Here is a 15,451-nt window from a genome sequence, read left to right on the forward strand (position 1 = left end):
CCCGCGCCGACCGCCCCCGCGCCGCTCACTTCGAGCCGGCGATCCACTGCGTGATGCGCTCCAGCACACACCTGCCCGTCGGGTTCCCCTCGGACAGGATCGTGATCTGGAAGACGTGCGGCATGGCCTCGTACACCTCGACGGAGACCTCGGTTCCGGCGTCGGAGGCCGCCTGCGCGTAGCGCAGGGTGTCGTCCAGGAGCGCCTCCGCCGACCCGACCGTGAACAGCAGGGGAGGAAGGCCGTCGAGGGCGCCGTGGATCGGCGACTGCGGGGCCTGGCCGGGCCGGGCACCGCCGAGGTACTGGCCGATGAGACGGGTGAGCAGTGCGCGGTCGACGCCCGAGTCGTGGGCGGCGTTGTCGTCGATGGACGGGCTGGACAGTGTGAGGTCGGTGATCGCGGAGTTGGCGATGACGGCGGCCGGGAGGGCGGTGCCGGAGTCCTTGAGGGCGAGCAGGGCGGAGAGCGCCAGGGTGGCTCCGGAGGACTCGGAGAAGATGACGATCTTCGCGGCGGGCACGCCCTGGTCGAGCAGGCTCCGGTACACGGCGACCACGTCGTCCAGCGGTGCCGGGTAGGGGTGGGCCGGGGCCAGGCGGTAGTGCACGACGAGTACCGGGCGGGCGGTCGCGCCGGAGATCCGGTGGGCCGTCAGGTTCATCAGCTCCGGCATGCGGTGCTCGAACCCGCCGCCGTGGACGTAGAGCACCACACCTTCCTCGACGGACGCCCCTCCCGCCGTCACCCAGACCGCGGGCACTCCCCCGCTCCCGGGCAGCACCGGGCTCAGATCGGCGTCGGCGGGCAACGCGAAGGACCGGCTCCCGAGGGCGGCGAGCTCTGCCATGACCGCGGCCGCGGCTGTGGTGGGGTCGGGGTCGGCGGGGATGCGGGTGATGTCCATGTGTCAGAGACCTACCAGGTGCTCGTCGGCACCGGCAAAGCATATTCGGGTCGGCCCCGAGAGCGGAGGAGGGCGTTCCGGGCCCGCCGACGCGAGCGGCGTACGGGGCCGGAACGCGTCGTGCCCACGCTCGGCTACCGCCATCACGTCACCTTGTGAAGGTCTGACCATGGATGTTCGGGTTCCTTGATCAGCTCTTGCGGGCGCCACTTACCTCGGAGTAACTAACTGTTCCATGAACCTCTTCAGCCGCAGCTCCCTCCTCCGTCGTCCGGAGCCCCGCACGGAGGAGACCTCCCCCGGCCCGGCGGCCGCAGGTACTGCTGTTCTGCCCGACCCGGGTCTGGCGGCCCTCACCGGGGAGTGGATGATCGACCCCGCCCACAGCCGGATCGGCTTCTCCGTCCGGCACGCCATGGTGACGACGGTGCGCGGCGCGTTCCTGGAGTACGAGAGCCGGCTGTACTTCGACGGGCGCAACCCGGCGCGTTCGCGGGCCGAGATCTCGCTGGCCACCGGGAGTGTCGACACCGGTGTCGAGCAGCGCGACGCGCACCTGGTGGGGCGCGACTTCCTCAACGCGGCGAAGCACCCCCGCATCAGCTTCGTGAGCACCGCCGTGCAGCTCGCCGGCAAGGACGTCTACCGCATGAGCGGTGACCTCTCCATCCGCGGCATCACCCGTCCCGTGGTCCTGGACCTCACGTACATCGGTTACGTCACCGATCCGTTCGGCTACGAGCGCGTCGGGTTCGACGGGACCACCACCATCAACCGGTCCGACTGGGGTCTGACCTACAACGCCCGTCTGGCCGAGGGCGGCGCCATGGTGAGCGAGAGGCTCCGTCTGCAGTTCGACATCGCCGCCATCCGTACGCCTCCCGCCGCCTGAATCCCGACGAGTTCGGGCTTCAGGTGACCGTGTCGTCTGCCGCTCCACTGAACGTGCGGCGGTAGGCGCGCGGTGACACCCCCAGGGCCGCGTGGAAGTGCTGACGCAGGGCGGTGCCCGTCCCGAAGCCGGCTTCGGTGGCGATCCGGTCCACCGGCAGATCGGTGCGCTCCAGCAACTGCCGTGCTCTGTCGATGCGTTGCTGGGTGAGCCACTGCATGGGCGTGACGCCTGCCTCCTGCCGGAAGCGCCGGTTGAACGTACGCACACTCATCGACGCGCGGTCGGCCAGCTCATCGAGTTTCAGGGGCCGTTCGAGGTGCCGGAGTGCGTACTCCCGGGCCGGTCCCGTCGAGCACTGCTCGGGCGGGGTGACGGGGCGTTCGATGTACTGGGCCTGGCCTCCCTCCCGGTGCGGGGGTACGACGGTCCCCCGGGCGACCGCGTTGGCGACCTCCGCCCCGTGGTCGGTACGGATCATGTGCAGGCAGAGGTCGATGCCCGAGGCCGCACCGGCGGAGGTGAGGACGCCTCCGTCGTCGGTGTACAGGACGTCGGCGTCCACCTCGATCTCCGGGTAGAGCGTCCGGAACTCCTCGCACGACTTCCAGTGCGTCGTCGCGCGCCGCCCCGCCAGGAGCCCCGCCGCCGCCAGGACGAACGAACCGGTGCAGATGGACGCCACCCGCACTCCCGCGGGGACACGGGCCAGCGCCCGGGCCATGTCGGCGCCGATGCGGCCGCGTTCCTGCGGCTCGTAGTCCTCCTGGGCGGCCGGTACGACGACGGTGTCCGCGTCCTCCAGGGCCTCGGGGCCGACGGCCACGTCGATGGTGAAGTCGGTGTCCGTCGGGACGACGCCGGGCCGGGTCGTGCAGGTGACGACCTCGTACAGGGGCTCACCGGAAGGCGAGACCGCCTGGCCGAACAGCCGGTGCACGATCCCCAGCTCCATCGGGATCAGACCCGGCCGCACGAGCACCACCACCCGATGCTTCCTCCGGAGTGAAACCCTCGCGGCTGTCCTCGCGGCTGCTGTCCTCGCGGCTTTCTTCGCGGCTTTTTTCGCTGCCATGGCCAGATTCTTGCAGAAGTCGTCCATCTGGCCAGTGGTTCGGCCCCGGGCCGGCGCTGACGATCGAGCCCATGGACACAGTCGACGGAGTCAACGGCCTTCCGCACCGCAGCCGCCTCGGGCACCGCGCCTGGTGGGTGGCGGCCGCCGCGCTGCTCGCCATCGTCGTGGCCGGCGCCTTCTCGACCCTGCCCGGCCTGCTCACCGGACCTCTGCAGCAGGAGTTCGGCTGGTCCCGCGGGTCCATCGGGCTGGCGGCCTCGGTGAACATGGTCCTCTACGGTCTCACCGCACCGTTCGCCGCCGCGCTCATGGACCGCTTCGGCATGCGGCGCGTCGTGGTGGCCGCGCTCCTGCTCATCGGGTCGGGTGCCGGGCTCACCGCCGTCATGACCTCGGCCTGGCAGTTCACCCTGTACTGGGGCATGCTCGTCGGCCTGGGCACGGGTTCCATGGCCACGGCCTTCGGCGCCACCGTCACCCAGCGCTGGTTCGTACGGCGGCGCGGTCTGGTCACCGGGGTGCTCGCCTCCGGCAGCGTCTTCGGGCAGATGGTGTTCCTGCCCGCCCTGTCCTGGACCGTGGACCACCACGGCTGGCGCCCGTCCCTCGTCACCCTCGTGCTCGCCGCGTGCACCACGGCGCCGCTGATGTGGCTCGTGCTGCGGGACCACCCCGGCGACGTCGGCAGCGAGCCCTACGGCGCCGACCGTCACACCCCGGGCGCGGGCCCCGGCCACGCCCCCTCCGGCGGCGCCGCCCGCCGAGCGCTCGCCGTCCTGCGCGACGCCGCGCGCACCGGCCCGTTCTGGTCGATGTCCGGTGCGTACGCGATCTGCGGAGCGTCCACCAACGGCATCATGTGGACCCACTTCACCCCGGCCGCCCACGACCACGGCATGCCCGCCACCACCGCGTCGTCGCTGCTCGCCGCGATCGGCGTCTTCAACGTGGTCGGCACCGTCGCCTCCGGCTGGGCCACGGACCGCAGTGACCCGAGGCGGCTGCTCGCGGTCTTCTTCGCCCTGCGCGGGCTGCTCCTGATGTGCCTCCCCCTGCTCATGAGCGCCACGGTGCGGCCGTCCATGATGGTCTTCGTCGTCGCGTTCGGCCTGCTCGATCTCGCGACCGTCCCGCCGGTCATCGCGCTGTGCCGCGAGTTCCACGGCGACGCCGGCGCCGTGGTCTTCGGCTGGGTCAGCGCCGCTCACCAGGTCGGCGCCGCCCTGGCCGCGTACGGAGGGGGTGCCGCCCGGGACGTCTTCGGGACGTACGCTCCGGTCTGGGTCACGCTCGGCGCGCTGTGCGCGGCGGCCGCGCTGCTGTCGTTGCTCGTCCGGCGCGCCGTCCCGGCCGGACGCTCCGCCGAGCCCTGCCTAACCTCCGTAGACCGCCTGTGACTCGGCGAGCGCGTCCGCGAAGTCACCTGCCAGCCGCGTGGATTCGTCCGGGGTGAGGGTGGCGGTGGTGACCCGTACCCCGGGCGGGGAGGCGAGGCGGAAGCGGGTGCCCGCGGCGGTCCACCAGCCGCGGGTGCGCAGGGCGTTGACGACGGCGGACTCGTCCCGGACGGGCACCCATACGCTGAGGCCGCTGGCCCCGTGCGAGGCGATGCCACGCTCCCCCAGTGCCGCGCGCAGCGCTTCACGGCGGGTGGCGTACGTACGGGACGCGTCCGCGACCAGCCGGCTCACCGCCGGGTCGGCCAGCAGGTCCGCGACGGTCACCTGGAGGATGTGGCTGACCCATCCGGAGGTGAGCAGCATCCGTCCGTCGTGACGCGCGAGGGTGGCGGGATCGCAGGCGAGGGCGGCCCAGCGCAGGTCGATCCCGAGGTGCTTGGAGACCGTACGCACCTGGGCCCAGCGGGGCAGTCCACCGGCGGCGAGGGTCACCGCGTCGGCTCCGGCGATGTCCGCGTTGTGGTCGTCCTCCACGACCAGCACGTCCGGGAAGTCGCGCAGCACGGCGAGGAGTTCGTCCCTGCGGGCGGGGGTGAAGCGCGCGCCGAACGGACTCTGGCCGCGCGGACTGCACACCAGGCTCCTGGCTCCGGCGCGCAGTGCGGTGCGAAGCGCCTCGGGGCGCAGGCCCTCGTCGTCGACCGCCACCGGCAGCATCCGCAGGCCCAAGGCCGGTACGAGGTCGAGGAGATGGTGGAAGCCGGGGTCCTCCACGGCCACGGCGTCGCCGGGTTTGAGCTCGGTGGAGAGCAGTCTGGCGATGCAGTCCAGGGCGCCGTGGGCGAAGCTGACGGATCCGGTGGGTACGTCGTCGCGGGCGAACCAGGTGCGGACGGCGTCCTCCAGCACGGCGAACCGTGGGGCGGCGCGGTGCGATCCGGACACGGGGCCCACGCTCGCGGGCGGGGTCAGCACCGGGAGGCAGGCGGGGTCGGGGTGCCCGCCGGCCAGGTCGCGGAGCCCCTCGGGCACCTTGGGAGGCCGCCGCGAGGTGACGACGGGGGCGGACGCCACCACCGTACCTCCGCGCCCGAGGGTCACCACCACCCCTCGCCCGCGCAGCTCCTTGTAGGCCGCCGCGACCGTCCCGGCGCTCACGCCCAGCTCCTCGGCGAGACGTCGCACGGGGGGCAGCGAGGCGCCCGGCCGCAGCGTGCCGTCGGACACCCGGCTTTCGACGGACGCCGAAATCTCTCTGGCCGTACCGCCCGCGATCCCATATTGTTCTGCCACAGAGCACATTTTGTACCGATACAAAGTGCGAGTCAAGGGGGAATCCGATGGAACCGACGCCGAGTCGCGTGCCGTTCGTCCGGCGCCTGGCCGTTCCCGGCGGCCGTGACGGACGGCTCATGTTGGTGGTCGCCGTCATCGACAAGATCGGCACCGGCCTGTGGACCGGAGCGGCGACGCTCTACTTCCTCTACGTCGCGCATCTGTCGGTAACTCAGATCGGCGTGCTGATGGGCCTGTCCGGCATTCTCGGCATCGCCGGGCCCCCGCTCGCCGGGCGGCTGGCCGACCGCTTCCCCGTGACCCGCATCCTGCTGGGCGCCCAACTGGCCCGTGGCGCCGCGCTCCTGGCACTGCTGACCACCGACGACTACGCGCTGCTGGTGCTGTTCTCCGCGCTGGGCGCTCTGCCGGACCGCGCGTCGAGCGTCCTGACCAAGCTGTTCGCCGCGCGTGTCGCGGGTCCCCACCGCATCCGCTACCAGGCGATCCAGCGCACCGCTGCGAACATCGGGTGGGCCGTCGGCGCGGCCGGGGCAGCCGCCGCCCTCACCGTGGGCACCACCGCCTCCTACCAGGCGCTCCTGCTCGCCAATGTCGCCTCGTACGTGGTCATCGGCGCCCTGACCCTGCGGTGCGCGGAGCCGCCGGCCCCCAGCCGCGTCGTCGCGGGGCAGTCCTCCCCCGCCGGCGCTTCCCTTACCCCGTCCGGTCCTTCGGGCGCCCCGGCCAGGGCGGCGACGCCCTGGCGGGACCGCCGCTATCTGGCGTTCACCGGGTCGGAGATCTGGCTGTTCCTGGACGACAGCATCCTCCAGGTCGGGTTCCCCCTGTGGATCGTCCACGCCACCGACGCGCCGGTCGGGCTGGCACCGCTGGTCCTCGTCCTCAACAGCGTGCTGGTCATCGCGCTCCAGGTCCCGTTGTCCCGCTTCGGCGAGACGAGGGCGGCCGCCCGCCGTCTGCTGGTCCCGATCGGCGCGGCCCTGCTGACGGGCGGGGTGGCACTCGCCGCCTCGGCCGGCGGCGGGCGCTGGTTCGCCACCGGCGCCGTGGTGCTCGCGGCCGTCGCCTTCACGCTCGCCGAGATCCTGCACTCGATCGCGTCCTGGGAACTGTCCATCGCCCTGGCGCCCGGCGAGGCGCAGGGCGCCTACCTCGGGGTGCACGGGCTGGCGCAGTCCGCGCAGCGCAGCCTCGGCCCCGTCGTCGTCGGAACCGCCGTCGGCCTGGGCCCGGTCGCCTGGCCGGTGCTCGGCGCGACACTCGTGGTGGCCTGCCTGGTGCAGCACCGGCTGGTCAGGCCGACCGCCGTGGCCGAGACCCGCGTCGGCTCACCGGCGTACTGAACCGGCTTGTCGGCCGCACCCCTTGGGGCCTGCGCGGTGAGGCGCACGGCGGCCCGGGCCGCTCAGCCGGCGTCGGCGGCGTCCAGTACGTCACCGTCGGCCGGGGCCCGCACGGTCAACGGCTCGTCGAAGGCGCTGAAATCGGTGGTGCTGCGGTAGTCGGTGCCCTTGTAGGCGACGCGGAGGAGGTACGGCTTGCCTTCGGCGGCGACGTAGAAGGTGTAGACACCCTTGGCCGTGTTCTCTCCGTCGCCCTTGTCGGTCACCTTCAGGGGGACGGCCGCGCGGCCGCCGATCCGGGTCCGTTCGCCCTTGACGGCGGTCCCGAAGGCGCTGAACGGCCAGGTGCAGTCGACCAGTCCGTCCCCCGGCTTCGCGTTGGCGGCCGGGGTCCTGATCCAGCGGTCCTGCTTCTCCGCCTCGGCGGCCTTCCGGCCGGACCACTGCTCCAGATAGGCGCGGTCGGGCCGCACGTAGTCCGTGTCACCGATCCGGATCTGTTCGAGGGTGCCCTTTCCGGTCCAGGTGATCCTGTTCGTGCACCGGCCCTTGAGGTCGGTGGTCTGCCGGCTGGAGTAACTGGTGCCGCCTGCCGCGGTGGTCGACGCCGCGATGGTCACGGTCCTGAGCGCGTTCATGGTGGCGTGCGCCTCGTCCAGCAGCTCGTCGGCGGAGAGCTCCTTCTCCTCCCCGCCCGCGCAGCCGGTGACGGCTGCCCCGAGCAGCAGGCCGGTCAGTACCGTCGTCACGGCAGTCGATATCGCACGCACAGGGACCCCCACAGTTGATCGGCGGATCAGCCTACGGCAGACGCGCGGCGTGTCCGCACGCCCGGCATCGCCCCCGTACGCGCGAGTGAGGCGCCGGCCCGGGGCGGGCGGGCCCAACGTGCGGTGCCCGGGCGGCGATCGGGCGGTGACCAGCGGGAATCACCGGGGTACGGTGGCCCGACACGAGCCCGACCGGGACGTTTCGGCCGCACGAGGTGACGAACGATGAACGCATACCCGCTGCCCACCCCCCATCCCACGAACGCGCATCCCGCCCGCGTCTACAACGCGTGGCTGGGCGGCAAGGACCACTATCCGGTGGACCAGGAGGCGGCCGAGCTCGCCGCGGCGGCGAACCCGACCATCGTGCCGTCGGTCCGCGCCAACCGCGCCTTCCTCGGCCGCGCCGTACGTGTCCTCACGACGGCCGGGGTCCGCCAGTTCCTCGACGTGGGCACGGGCATCCCCGCTGCGGGGAACACCCACGAGGTGGCCCAGCAGGCGGCCCCGGAGTCCCGTGTCGTGTATGTCGACAACGACCCGATCGTCCTGACCCATGCGAGGGCACTGCTGGTCAGCGGCGCCGAGGGGCGGACGGACTACGTCCAGGCGGACGCGCGGGATGTCGACACCATTCTCGAATCGGCCTCGCGGACCCTCGATCTGGACCGGCCGGTCGGCCTGATGCTGGTGGCGATCCTGCAGTACATCAAGGACGCCGAGGACCCGTGGGACATCACCCGCCGCCTGCTGGACCGCCTCGCGCCGGGCAGCCATCTGGTCCTGTCCCACCCGGCCGCCGATGTCACCGCCCCCGAGGTCGCGGAATCCATGCGGATCTACAACGAGCGTGCCGCCGACCACGCTTCCGCCACACCGCGTACGCGGAAGGAGGTGGAACGCTTCCTCGAGGGGCTGGAGATCCTGGAGCCGGGCGTGGTCACCCTCACCCGCTGGCGCCCGGGACCGTCCGACACCCCGGACGACACCCTGCCGATGTGGTGCGCCGTCGCCCGTAAGGCGTAACAGCGGCTCTCCCCCTCCCGGGTGGCACGTGCGCGCGGGTTCCCGGCGGAGACCTGCCAAGAGCCCTCAGGCGGCGGCCGGTTCCGGTCGCGTTCCCCCGGTGGAACGGCCGAAGACCGGGGGCGCCCCGTGGTCGGCACCGCCCGGAGCGCCGGCGGCGGGGGTCGCCACGTCGAGGCGGGGCGGCCTCCTGAGCGGCTGTCACGCGGGGGCCCCGGGCTCTATCGTCGTGCCGACAACACACCACCGAGGTCCAGCAGTTGTCCGACAGAGGATTGGTACACGTGCCCGAACAGTCTGTGTCCGTTCCGCAGGAGCTCGCGGACGCCCCCGGCGGCGACGCCGCGTATCAGCGCCTCATCTCGCTGCTCGACGGGAGCGGCGCCCGCTACCGCGTCATCGACCACGCCCCGGAGGGGCGTACCGAGGAGGTCAGCCGCTACCGGGGCCATCCGGTGGCGCAGGGAGCCAAGTGTCTCGTCGTCATGGTCAAGACGGGCAAGCGCACCAAGCGGTACTTCCTCGCGGTCGTCCCCGGTGACGCCCGGGTCGACCTGCCGGGGCTGAAGGCCCTGGCCGAGGGCAGTTACGTGTCGTTCGCGTCGGCGGACAGGGCCGAGGCGCTGTCCGGGAGCGTCAGCGGCACGATCCTGCCGTTCAGCTTCCATCCGGATCTCGAACTCGTCGTGGACCCGGGGGTGCTGGAGCACGAGGAGATCTTCTTCAACGCGGCGCGCCTGGACCGCTCCCTGGCCCTGCACGCGGAGGACTACCGCGACCACCTCCACCGCGTCGGGGCGCTGATCCGGCCGATCACGGCCGCGCGGGAGCCGGCCACCGGCGCCTCCTGAACCACCCGGGCGTGTCCGGGGAGACGGGCCGGGTCCGCAGTGCGGTCGGCCCCTCTCCCCCGGCGCGTCAGGCGTAGAAGTCGCGTTGCCACCGGTGCTTGGCGAGGATCGCCAGCTGGTCGGCGGTGAGGGTGCGGCCGTCGCTCAGCGCGGTGTTCCGCTCGACGTTGCGCACGGAGCGCATGCCGGGGATGACCGTGGAGACCGCGGGTGAACTGAGCACGAACCGGAGCGCGTTCTCGGCGATCTCGTCGGGGGCGATGCCGAGGTCGGCGACGATCGCGGCCACCCGCTGCTCGACCTGGGCGGGCCGGTCGTCGCGGAAGTAGCGGTTGCGCCAGTCGCCCTCGGGGAAGGTCGTGCCGGCGGTGATCCGCCCGGTGAGGCCGCCCTCGTCCAGCGCCACCCGCACGATGACGCCGACGCCGTGCTCCTCGCAGGCGGGCAGCAGCGCGTCGGCGGGCGACTGGTCGAAGACGTTGTAGATGACCTGCACGCTGTCGACGACACCGCTGCGGACCAGCGCGAGGGCGGTCTCGGGCTGGTGGTCGTTGACGGAGACGCCGAACAGGCGGATCTTTCCCTCCTGTTTGAGGCCGGCGACGGTCTCCAGCCAGTCCCCCCGGCCGACCCATTCGTCGTTCCAGACGTGGAACTGCAGGACGTCGAAGTGGTCGAGGCCGGAGGCGCCGAGGCTGGTCTCCAGGCTCGTACGGATGTGGTCGCCGGGGAACGCGTCGTCCGGGTCCACCCCGTCGGGTGCCGGCCATGTCCTGTTCTTCGGCGGCACCTTGGTCGCGACCAGGATGTCGTCTCCGGCGCGTTCGCGGACGACCCGGCCGACGATGCGCTCGCTCTCCCCGTAGCCCCGCGCCGTGTCGATGAAGTTCACCCCGAGGTCCACGGCCCGGTTCAGGGCGCGTACGGACTCGTCCTCGGTGGCACCGACCCAGCTCGACTCACCGATGCCCCAGGCGCCGTACCCGATCTCGGACACCCTGAGTCCGCTCCGCCCCAGTTCGCGATATCGCACAGTCGTCCTCCACGTCGTGACATGGCTTCCCGGCGGGAAACACGTCGACGATAGGCGAGTTGAGCGGCCGGGTCAGCCGGATTGTCGTCCGGCGGCCGTCGTCGTCGTCGCGGTGGCGGCGCCCGGCAGCAGGTACGTCCGGTGGGGGCCCGTGCCACGGCCTGCCGGCAGAGGGACGAGGCGTGCGCCGCCGGTGGCCGGGGGCGGCACCTCGCCGTCGGCCGTCAGGACGGCTGTCGGCATGCGGCGCGCGAGGGCCTGGAGCGCTTCGGGAGTGATGCTCGCGTCGTGCCCCGTGGTCTGGCGTGAGACGCAGCCTGCGTAGTAGGCGATCGGCACGGCGTGGTCGCCGCTGACCACACAGGGCGGGCGTACACCCAGCCGGTTCAGCTCCCCGGCGACCGCCGCGAACTCCGTGGTGGTGGCGTGGCTGACGCGGACCGCGTGGCTGAGCACGGAGAGCTGGACGGTGAGATGGGCCGCGAGGGCCAGCGTCAGCGCGGCGAGACCCACCGGGCGTCGGGCACGACGGGCGCGGGCGAAGAGGTGCACCACGTACTCGGCGACCGGGACGGCCAGCAACGCGTAGGCGGGGAGCAGGAAGCGGGGCGCGGCGTACCCGACCAGGAAGAGGTACGGAACGGCCGTCGAGACCCCGGTCGCCGTCGCCAGCAGTGCCGTGGCCCCCCGGCCGGCGCGCCGGGCCGCCAGGATCCCGCCCGCCGCGAGAAGGGGGAGCGCCACCCACCAGACGGCGGTGCCGGGGCTCTCCCAGCCGATGTCGCAGGGACGGCACAGGGTCCGGCCGGCGAGCGCGCGCAGATGGTCGTCGACGGCGATGTTCCAGCCGAGGCCGCCCTGGATCTCACCGGCCCGGTGGAGCCGTGCGGCGAGGCCCCCGTAATGGGCGTACGCCTCGGCCGTCCAGGGTGCGCAGCCGGCCGCGAGGCCTCCGGCGAGCGCGGCGCACAGGCGCGGCCGGCGCCGGCCGGGGACGAGGACGGCGGCCAGGGCCAACGGGAGGGCGAGCCAGAAACCGTCGGCGGGGCGCATCAGGGCGACCAGCGCCACGGCGGCCCCCGCTCCGGCCGTCGCGACCGGCCCGGTGTCGCCGCGCACGGCCCTCACGGCCCAGCCGGTGGCGGCCAGGGCGCCCAGGGCGCACCAGAGGTTGGGCATGGCGGCCGGCCCGTAGAACAGGGTGGGCCACAGGCCGGCGAACAGCGCGCCCGCGCCCACGAGGACGGGGGCGGGCAGCATCTTCCGCCACACCCACAGGGCGCCGAGCAGTGCGGCGGCGGAGAGCAGCGCGAGGTAGACCCGCAGCGCGGTGGTGGATGTCGTGAGCGCGGCGGCGGGGGCGACGAGGTAGGAGATCCCGCGGGCGCGGGGAGCACTGAAGTAGGCCGGAGGAGCGTTGCCGCCGACCTGGCTGACGTAGACGGTCTCGTCCCAGGAGAGACCTGAACCCGGTACGACGTAGGCGAGTTGTACGGCGGTGAAGAGCACGGCGACCGCCGTCAGCCACGGCAGCGGACCTGATGGCCACCGGCCGGGCGGGGCGGCGGGGGTGGTCGGGTCCTTCTGCGCGCGGTCCAGTGGCGGGCAGTCGTGCACGGGCCGCTCCTCTCCTCGCCGGGGCCGCGGGGCGGGGTGGCGCGGCCTTGGTCAACGAGAGAGGGGCGCAGGGGGTCACGCGGGTCCCCTGGGGGATTCCCCCCAGATCTCACCCGCCCCCGGCGAGGCCGGCGGTCGTCATCGCGGCCTGGCACGGCCTCTAGGAACTCAGCTCCCGTGCGCCGGCGCTGTGCAGGTGGAGCGCCCACAGCAGCGCGCCGAGTGACCCGGTGTGGAGGACGGCGCGGACGGTGTTCCAGGTGGTCCAGCGGTCCTCGAACGCGGCACGCGCCTCCCGGAGCCGGTCGGGTGCCGAGTCGAGGGGCACCGTGTCCAGGACGTCGTTGAGCGGGACGTTCTGCGTCCCGGTGACGAGGAACGCCGCGGCGTAGAGGACCAGCGCCGCGATGATCCAGGGCAGTGCCCCCGGGCTGTGACCCCGTACGGCGAGGACGACGGCCAGGATCAGCAGCGGCAGGGGCAGCAGGAAGGGCGTGAGGAACCAGCCGTTGATGATGGTCCGGTTGATGTGCTGCATGGTCTGGACGAAGGCCCGGTCGTCGCCGCGGGCGAGGCCCGGCATGACGGCGTAGGAGAAGGCGCAGAACAGCCCTGCCATCAGGGCCGCTCCGACCGTCGAGGCGAGGAGGGTCACGGTCTGGAGGGTTCTCATGGGTGCTCCGAATCCGGCGCTGCGGCCCGGTCGACGAAGTGGATGACGGCCCTTGTCGGGCCGGTGGCGGGTGCGCGGGCGGTGCCGCCCAGGTCCGGGCACAGGGTGCACACAGAGGCGTCACCTTTATGCCATACGATGCGCACACCTGTTCACAGTACTTCCGTTTGAGGATGCCCACGTCATGTTTCTCGGTGTCACGTCCCGTTCAGCGCGCGGCATGTCCGCCGCCGTCGCCCTTCTCGCGATCGGCGCGGTGGGCTGCGCCGACGCCATCGACGGTGCCAAGAAGGTGGCCCGGCAGCGATCGGTCTTCTCCCTCACCCCGGGAGACTGCTACAACCCGAACGGCGCGGCGACCGACACCGAGGCGTTCAGCGTCGAGATCGTGCCGTGCGGGGAAGCGCACAAGGGCCAGGTCGTCGGCGAGTTCACCATCGAGGGCGAGTCGGAGTACCCCGGTGACGACGGGGCGTCGAAGATCGCCGAGAAGCGGTGCCCGGCGGAGTCCCTGAAGTTCATATCCGACACCTGGGCGGTTCCCGAGGGCGTCGGCCTCTTCCTCTACTACCCCACCGCCGACAGCTGGAAGACCGGCGACCGGTCCGTGAGCTGCACGTACGCCAAGGAGTCGGGCACGTTCTCCGGCTCGCTCCGGAGCACGTCCCTGAACACCGATCAGCTCACCTACCTGAAGGGGGCCAACGCGGTGTACGAGGCGCTGTGGGACAACCAGCCCGAGAAGGACCAGATCGAGGACGATCTGCCCGGCTACAAGAAGCAGGCCGAGGCCGTGTCCGCCGCACTGGTCTCCCACGTGGCCGCCCTGAAGGACGTGCAACAGCCGCAGACCGTCAAGCTCCGCGCGCAGCTGGACGAGGCCGCGGAAGCCTGGAAGGACGCCGCCTCCGCCGGAACCACGGACGATTTCTACGTCGCCTACGACTTGGGCTTCACCGGCATCGACCCGAACAGGACGGTCGCCGCCCGCAAGGAGCTGAAGCTCGCCACCACCGTCCCGGCCGACGACGCCGAGGTCTGGGCCGGCTGACCTGCGGGTACCGTGGGGCGACGGGGTGGCAACCGAGCCGCCCGGCCGCCGCACCCTCCCCCGCCCCTCGCGCGCACCTGGAGCGACTCCTGAGCCCCGAGCCGCCGCCGTTCCACCTCCTGCCGGGCGCCCCCGGGTCGCCGGTGCTGCTGCACGTCCCGCACTCCTCCCGGGTCGTCCCGGGAGACGTACGGGAGGGCATCGTGCTCGACGACGGGGAACTGGCCGGGGAACTCGACCACATCACGGACGCCCACACCGCCGTTCTGGCCGCCCGGGCGTCCGCGGCCTGCGCGGTGACCCCGTGGAGGTTCGTCAACGGCCTGTCACGGCTGGTCGTCGACCCCGAGCGGTTCCCCGACGAGCGGGAGGAGATGCTGGCCGTCGGCATGGGCGCGGTGTACACCCGCACCACCCACCGGGAGCGGCTCCGGCCGCCCGGGGCGGACCCGGAGCCGCTGCTCGACCGTTACTTCCACCCGTACGCCCGGGCGATGACCGCCGCCGTCGACGAACGGCTCGCCACCACGGGGCGTGCCGTCGTCGTCGACGTGCACTCCTACCCGGCCACCGCGCTCCCGTACGAGCTGCACGGCACCGGCCCGCGCCCTCCGGTGTGTCTGGGCACGGACGGTTTCCACACCCCGCCCGGGCTTTCGGCCCTGGCGGAGGCGGCGTTCGCCGGATTCGGCGGCACGGGGCTGAACAGCCCGTTCCCCGGTACGTACGTGCCGCTGAAGCACTACGGGACGGACCGGCGGGTCACCGCGCTGATGATCGAGATCCGGCGGGACCTCTACATGACCGAGCCGGGCGGCCCGTACGGCCCGGGGCTCGACGCGCTCGCCTCGGCTCTGGCCGTGCTGGTGGACGGGCTCATGGACGTATGACCCGGGAGGGCTACCTGGGCCGGGCGTAGGGCCGGGTCATGATCTCCATGTTGTGGCCGTCCGGGTCCAGGAAGTACGCGCCGCGGCCGCCGAACAGGCGGTTGATCTGCCCGGGTTCGGTGTGGTGGGGGTCGGCGTAGTAGGTGACGCCGAGCGCGCGGAGCCGGGCGGTCATGGTGTCGAACTGGGCGTCGGGGACGAGGAAGGCGTAGTGCTGCGACTGCACGGGCTCGTCCCGCAGTTCGTAGTAGTCGAGCGTCACGCCGTTGCCCAGGTCGACGGGGAGGAACGGCCCGAACGGGGAGCCGACCTCCAGGCCCAGGACGGTGGCGATGAACTCGGCCGCGAGGCCGCGGTCCTTGGCGTGGACGGCGTGGTGGTCGAGCTGGACGACGTCGACGCCCTGCCGGGAGTCGGGTCGGTGCTGCTGGGTGTGAGGCATGTCGGGTACGTCTCCATGTCGTGGATTCCGCTGGGAGGGGGCGCCGTTGGGGCGCCGGGCGGGAGAACACGACGGGGTGGCGGGGCTCGCGCCCGCCACGGGCTCACGCGGCAGCCGGGCTGCTCTCTCGTAGATGGCCCATGGCCCACCCGGCAGTCACGGCAGCGACCTTACCGTGC

Annotated in this window: 15 protein-coding genes; 7 read left to right on the forward strand and 8 right to left on the reverse strand. The window is 72.5% G+C overall.

All coding sequences use genetic code 11. The annotated features are described in order from the left end of the window. Positions 1–25: 25 nt before the first annotated feature. Positions 26–907, reverse strand: coding sequence for an alpha/beta hydrolase fold domain-containing protein (locus ACZ607_RS05445; protein ID WP_469732005.1), 882 nt, complete (start codon positions 905–907; stop codon positions 26–28). A 235-nt stretch (positions 908–1,142) separates the two neighbouring features. On the opposite strand from ACZ607_RS05445, the gene ACZ607_RS05450 reads away from it, so the two are divergent. Further along, on the forward strand, positions 1,143–1,799 hold the full coding sequence (locus ACZ607_RS05450) for a YceI family protein (RefSeq protein WP_469732006.1): 657 nt from the start codon (positions 1,143–1,145) through the stop codon (positions 1,797–1,799). 19 nt (positions 1,800–1,818) lie between these two features. Here ACZ607_RS05450 and ACZ607_RS05455 read toward each other — a convergent pair whose 3' ends face one another. Further along, entirely contained in the window at positions 1,819–2,754 is a 936-nt protein-coding gene (locus ACZ607_RS05455; protein ID WP_469733391.1) for a GlxA family transcriptional regulator, read from the reverse strand. A 191-nt stretch (positions 2,755–2,945) separates the two neighbouring features. Between ACZ607_RS05455 and ACZ607_RS05460 the strand changes: the two genes are divergently transcribed. Continuing rightward, entirely contained in the window at positions 2,946–4,274 is a 1,329-nt protein-coding gene (locus ACZ607_RS05460; protein ID WP_469732008.1) for an MFS transporter, read from the forward strand. Here ACZ607_RS05460 and ACZ607_RS05465 read toward each other — a convergent pair. Continuing rightward, positions 4,251–5,570 (reverse strand): aminotransferase class I/II-fold pyridoxal phosphate-dependent enzyme, encoded by a 1,320-nt coding sequence (locus tag ACZ607_RS05465; RefSeq protein WP_469732010.1) that lies wholly within the window; start codon positions 5,568–5,570, stop codon positions 4,251–4,253. The two genes, ACZ607_RS05460 and ACZ607_RS05465, sit on opposite strands and share 24 nt — an antisense overlap. A gap of 47 nt (positions 5,571–5,617) precedes the next feature. Between ACZ607_RS05465 and ACZ607_RS05470 the strand changes: the two genes are divergently transcribed. Further along, positions 5,618–6,919 (forward strand): MFS transporter, encoded by a 1,302-nt coding sequence (locus ACZ607_RS05470; RefSeq protein WP_469732012.1) that lies wholly within the window; start codon positions 5,618–5,620, stop codon positions 6,917–6,919. 62 nt (positions 6,920–6,981) lie between these two features. On the opposite strand, the gene ACZ607_RS05475 is transcribed toward ACZ607_RS05470, so the two are convergent. Beyond that, a complete protein-coding gene (locus ACZ607_RS05475; RefSeq protein WP_469732014.1) occupies positions 6,982–7,668 on the reverse strand; it encodes a hypothetical protein in 687 nt (228 codons plus the stop codon). A gap of 246 nt (positions 7,669–7,914) precedes the next feature. On the opposite strand from ACZ607_RS05475, the gene ACZ607_RS05480 reads away from it, so the two are divergent. Continuing rightward, positions 7,915–8,715 carry an SAM-dependent methyltransferase gene (locus ACZ607_RS05480; protein ID WP_469732016.1) on the forward strand — a complete coding sequence of 267 codons (801 nt, stop codon included), beginning with the start codon at positions 7,915–7,917 and terminating at the stop codon, positions 8,713–8,715. Between the two features lie 299 nt (positions 8,716–9,014). Next, a complete protein-coding gene (locus tag ACZ607_RS05485; RefSeq protein WP_469733393.1) occupies positions 9,015–9,566 on the forward strand; it encodes a YbaK/EbsC family protein in 552 nt (183 codons plus the stop codon). A 67-nt stretch (positions 9,567–9,633) separates the two neighbouring features. Here the strand turns inward: ACZ607_RS05485 and ACZ607_RS05490 are convergent, their stop codons facing one another. The 3 genes from ACZ607_RS05490 to ACZ607_RS05500 form a co-directional block, all read right to left on the reverse strand. Beyond that, on the reverse strand, positions 9,634–10,599 hold the full coding sequence (locus ACZ607_RS05490) for an aldo/keto reductase (protein ID WP_469732018.1): 966 nt from the start codon (positions 10,597–10,599) through the stop codon (positions 9,634–9,636). A gap of 72 nt (positions 10,600–10,671) precedes the next feature. Beyond that, entirely contained in the window at positions 10,672–12,216 is a 1,545-nt protein-coding gene (locus ACZ607_RS05495) for a hypothetical protein (protein WP_469732020.1), read from the reverse strand. A 160-nt stretch (positions 12,217–12,376) separates the two neighbouring features. Next, positions 12,377–12,889: an anthrone oxygenase family protein gene (locus ACZ607_RS05500; RefSeq protein ID WP_469732022.1), complete on the reverse strand. Its 513-nt coding sequence runs from the start codon at positions 12,887–12,889 to the stop codon at positions 12,377–12,379. 184 nt (positions 12,890–13,073) lie between these two features. On the opposite strand from ACZ607_RS05500, the gene ACZ607_RS05505 reads away from it, so the two are divergent. After that, positions 13,074–13,940: a septum formation family protein gene (locus ACZ607_RS05505; RefSeq protein ID WP_469732025.1), complete on the forward strand. Its 867-nt coding sequence runs from the start codon at positions 13,074–13,076 to the stop codon at positions 13,938–13,940. A gap of 89 nt (positions 13,941–14,029) precedes the next feature. Beyond that, positions 14,030–14,830 (forward strand): N-formylglutamate amidohydrolase, encoded by an 801-nt coding sequence (locus ACZ607_RS05510; protein ID WP_469733395.1) that lies wholly within the window; start codon positions 14,030–14,032, stop codon positions 14,828–14,830. A 10-nt stretch (positions 14,831–14,840) separates the two neighbouring features. Here ACZ607_RS05510 and ACZ607_RS05515 read toward each other — a convergent pair whose 3' ends face one another. Further along, a complete protein-coding gene (locus tag ACZ607_RS05515; RefSeq protein ID WP_469732027.1) occupies positions 14,841–15,272 on the reverse strand; it encodes a VOC family protein in 432 nt (143 codons plus the stop codon). Positions 15,273–15,451 lie beyond the last annotated feature (179 nt).

The organism is Streptomyces sp. NPDC104381 (assembly GCF_055583745.1).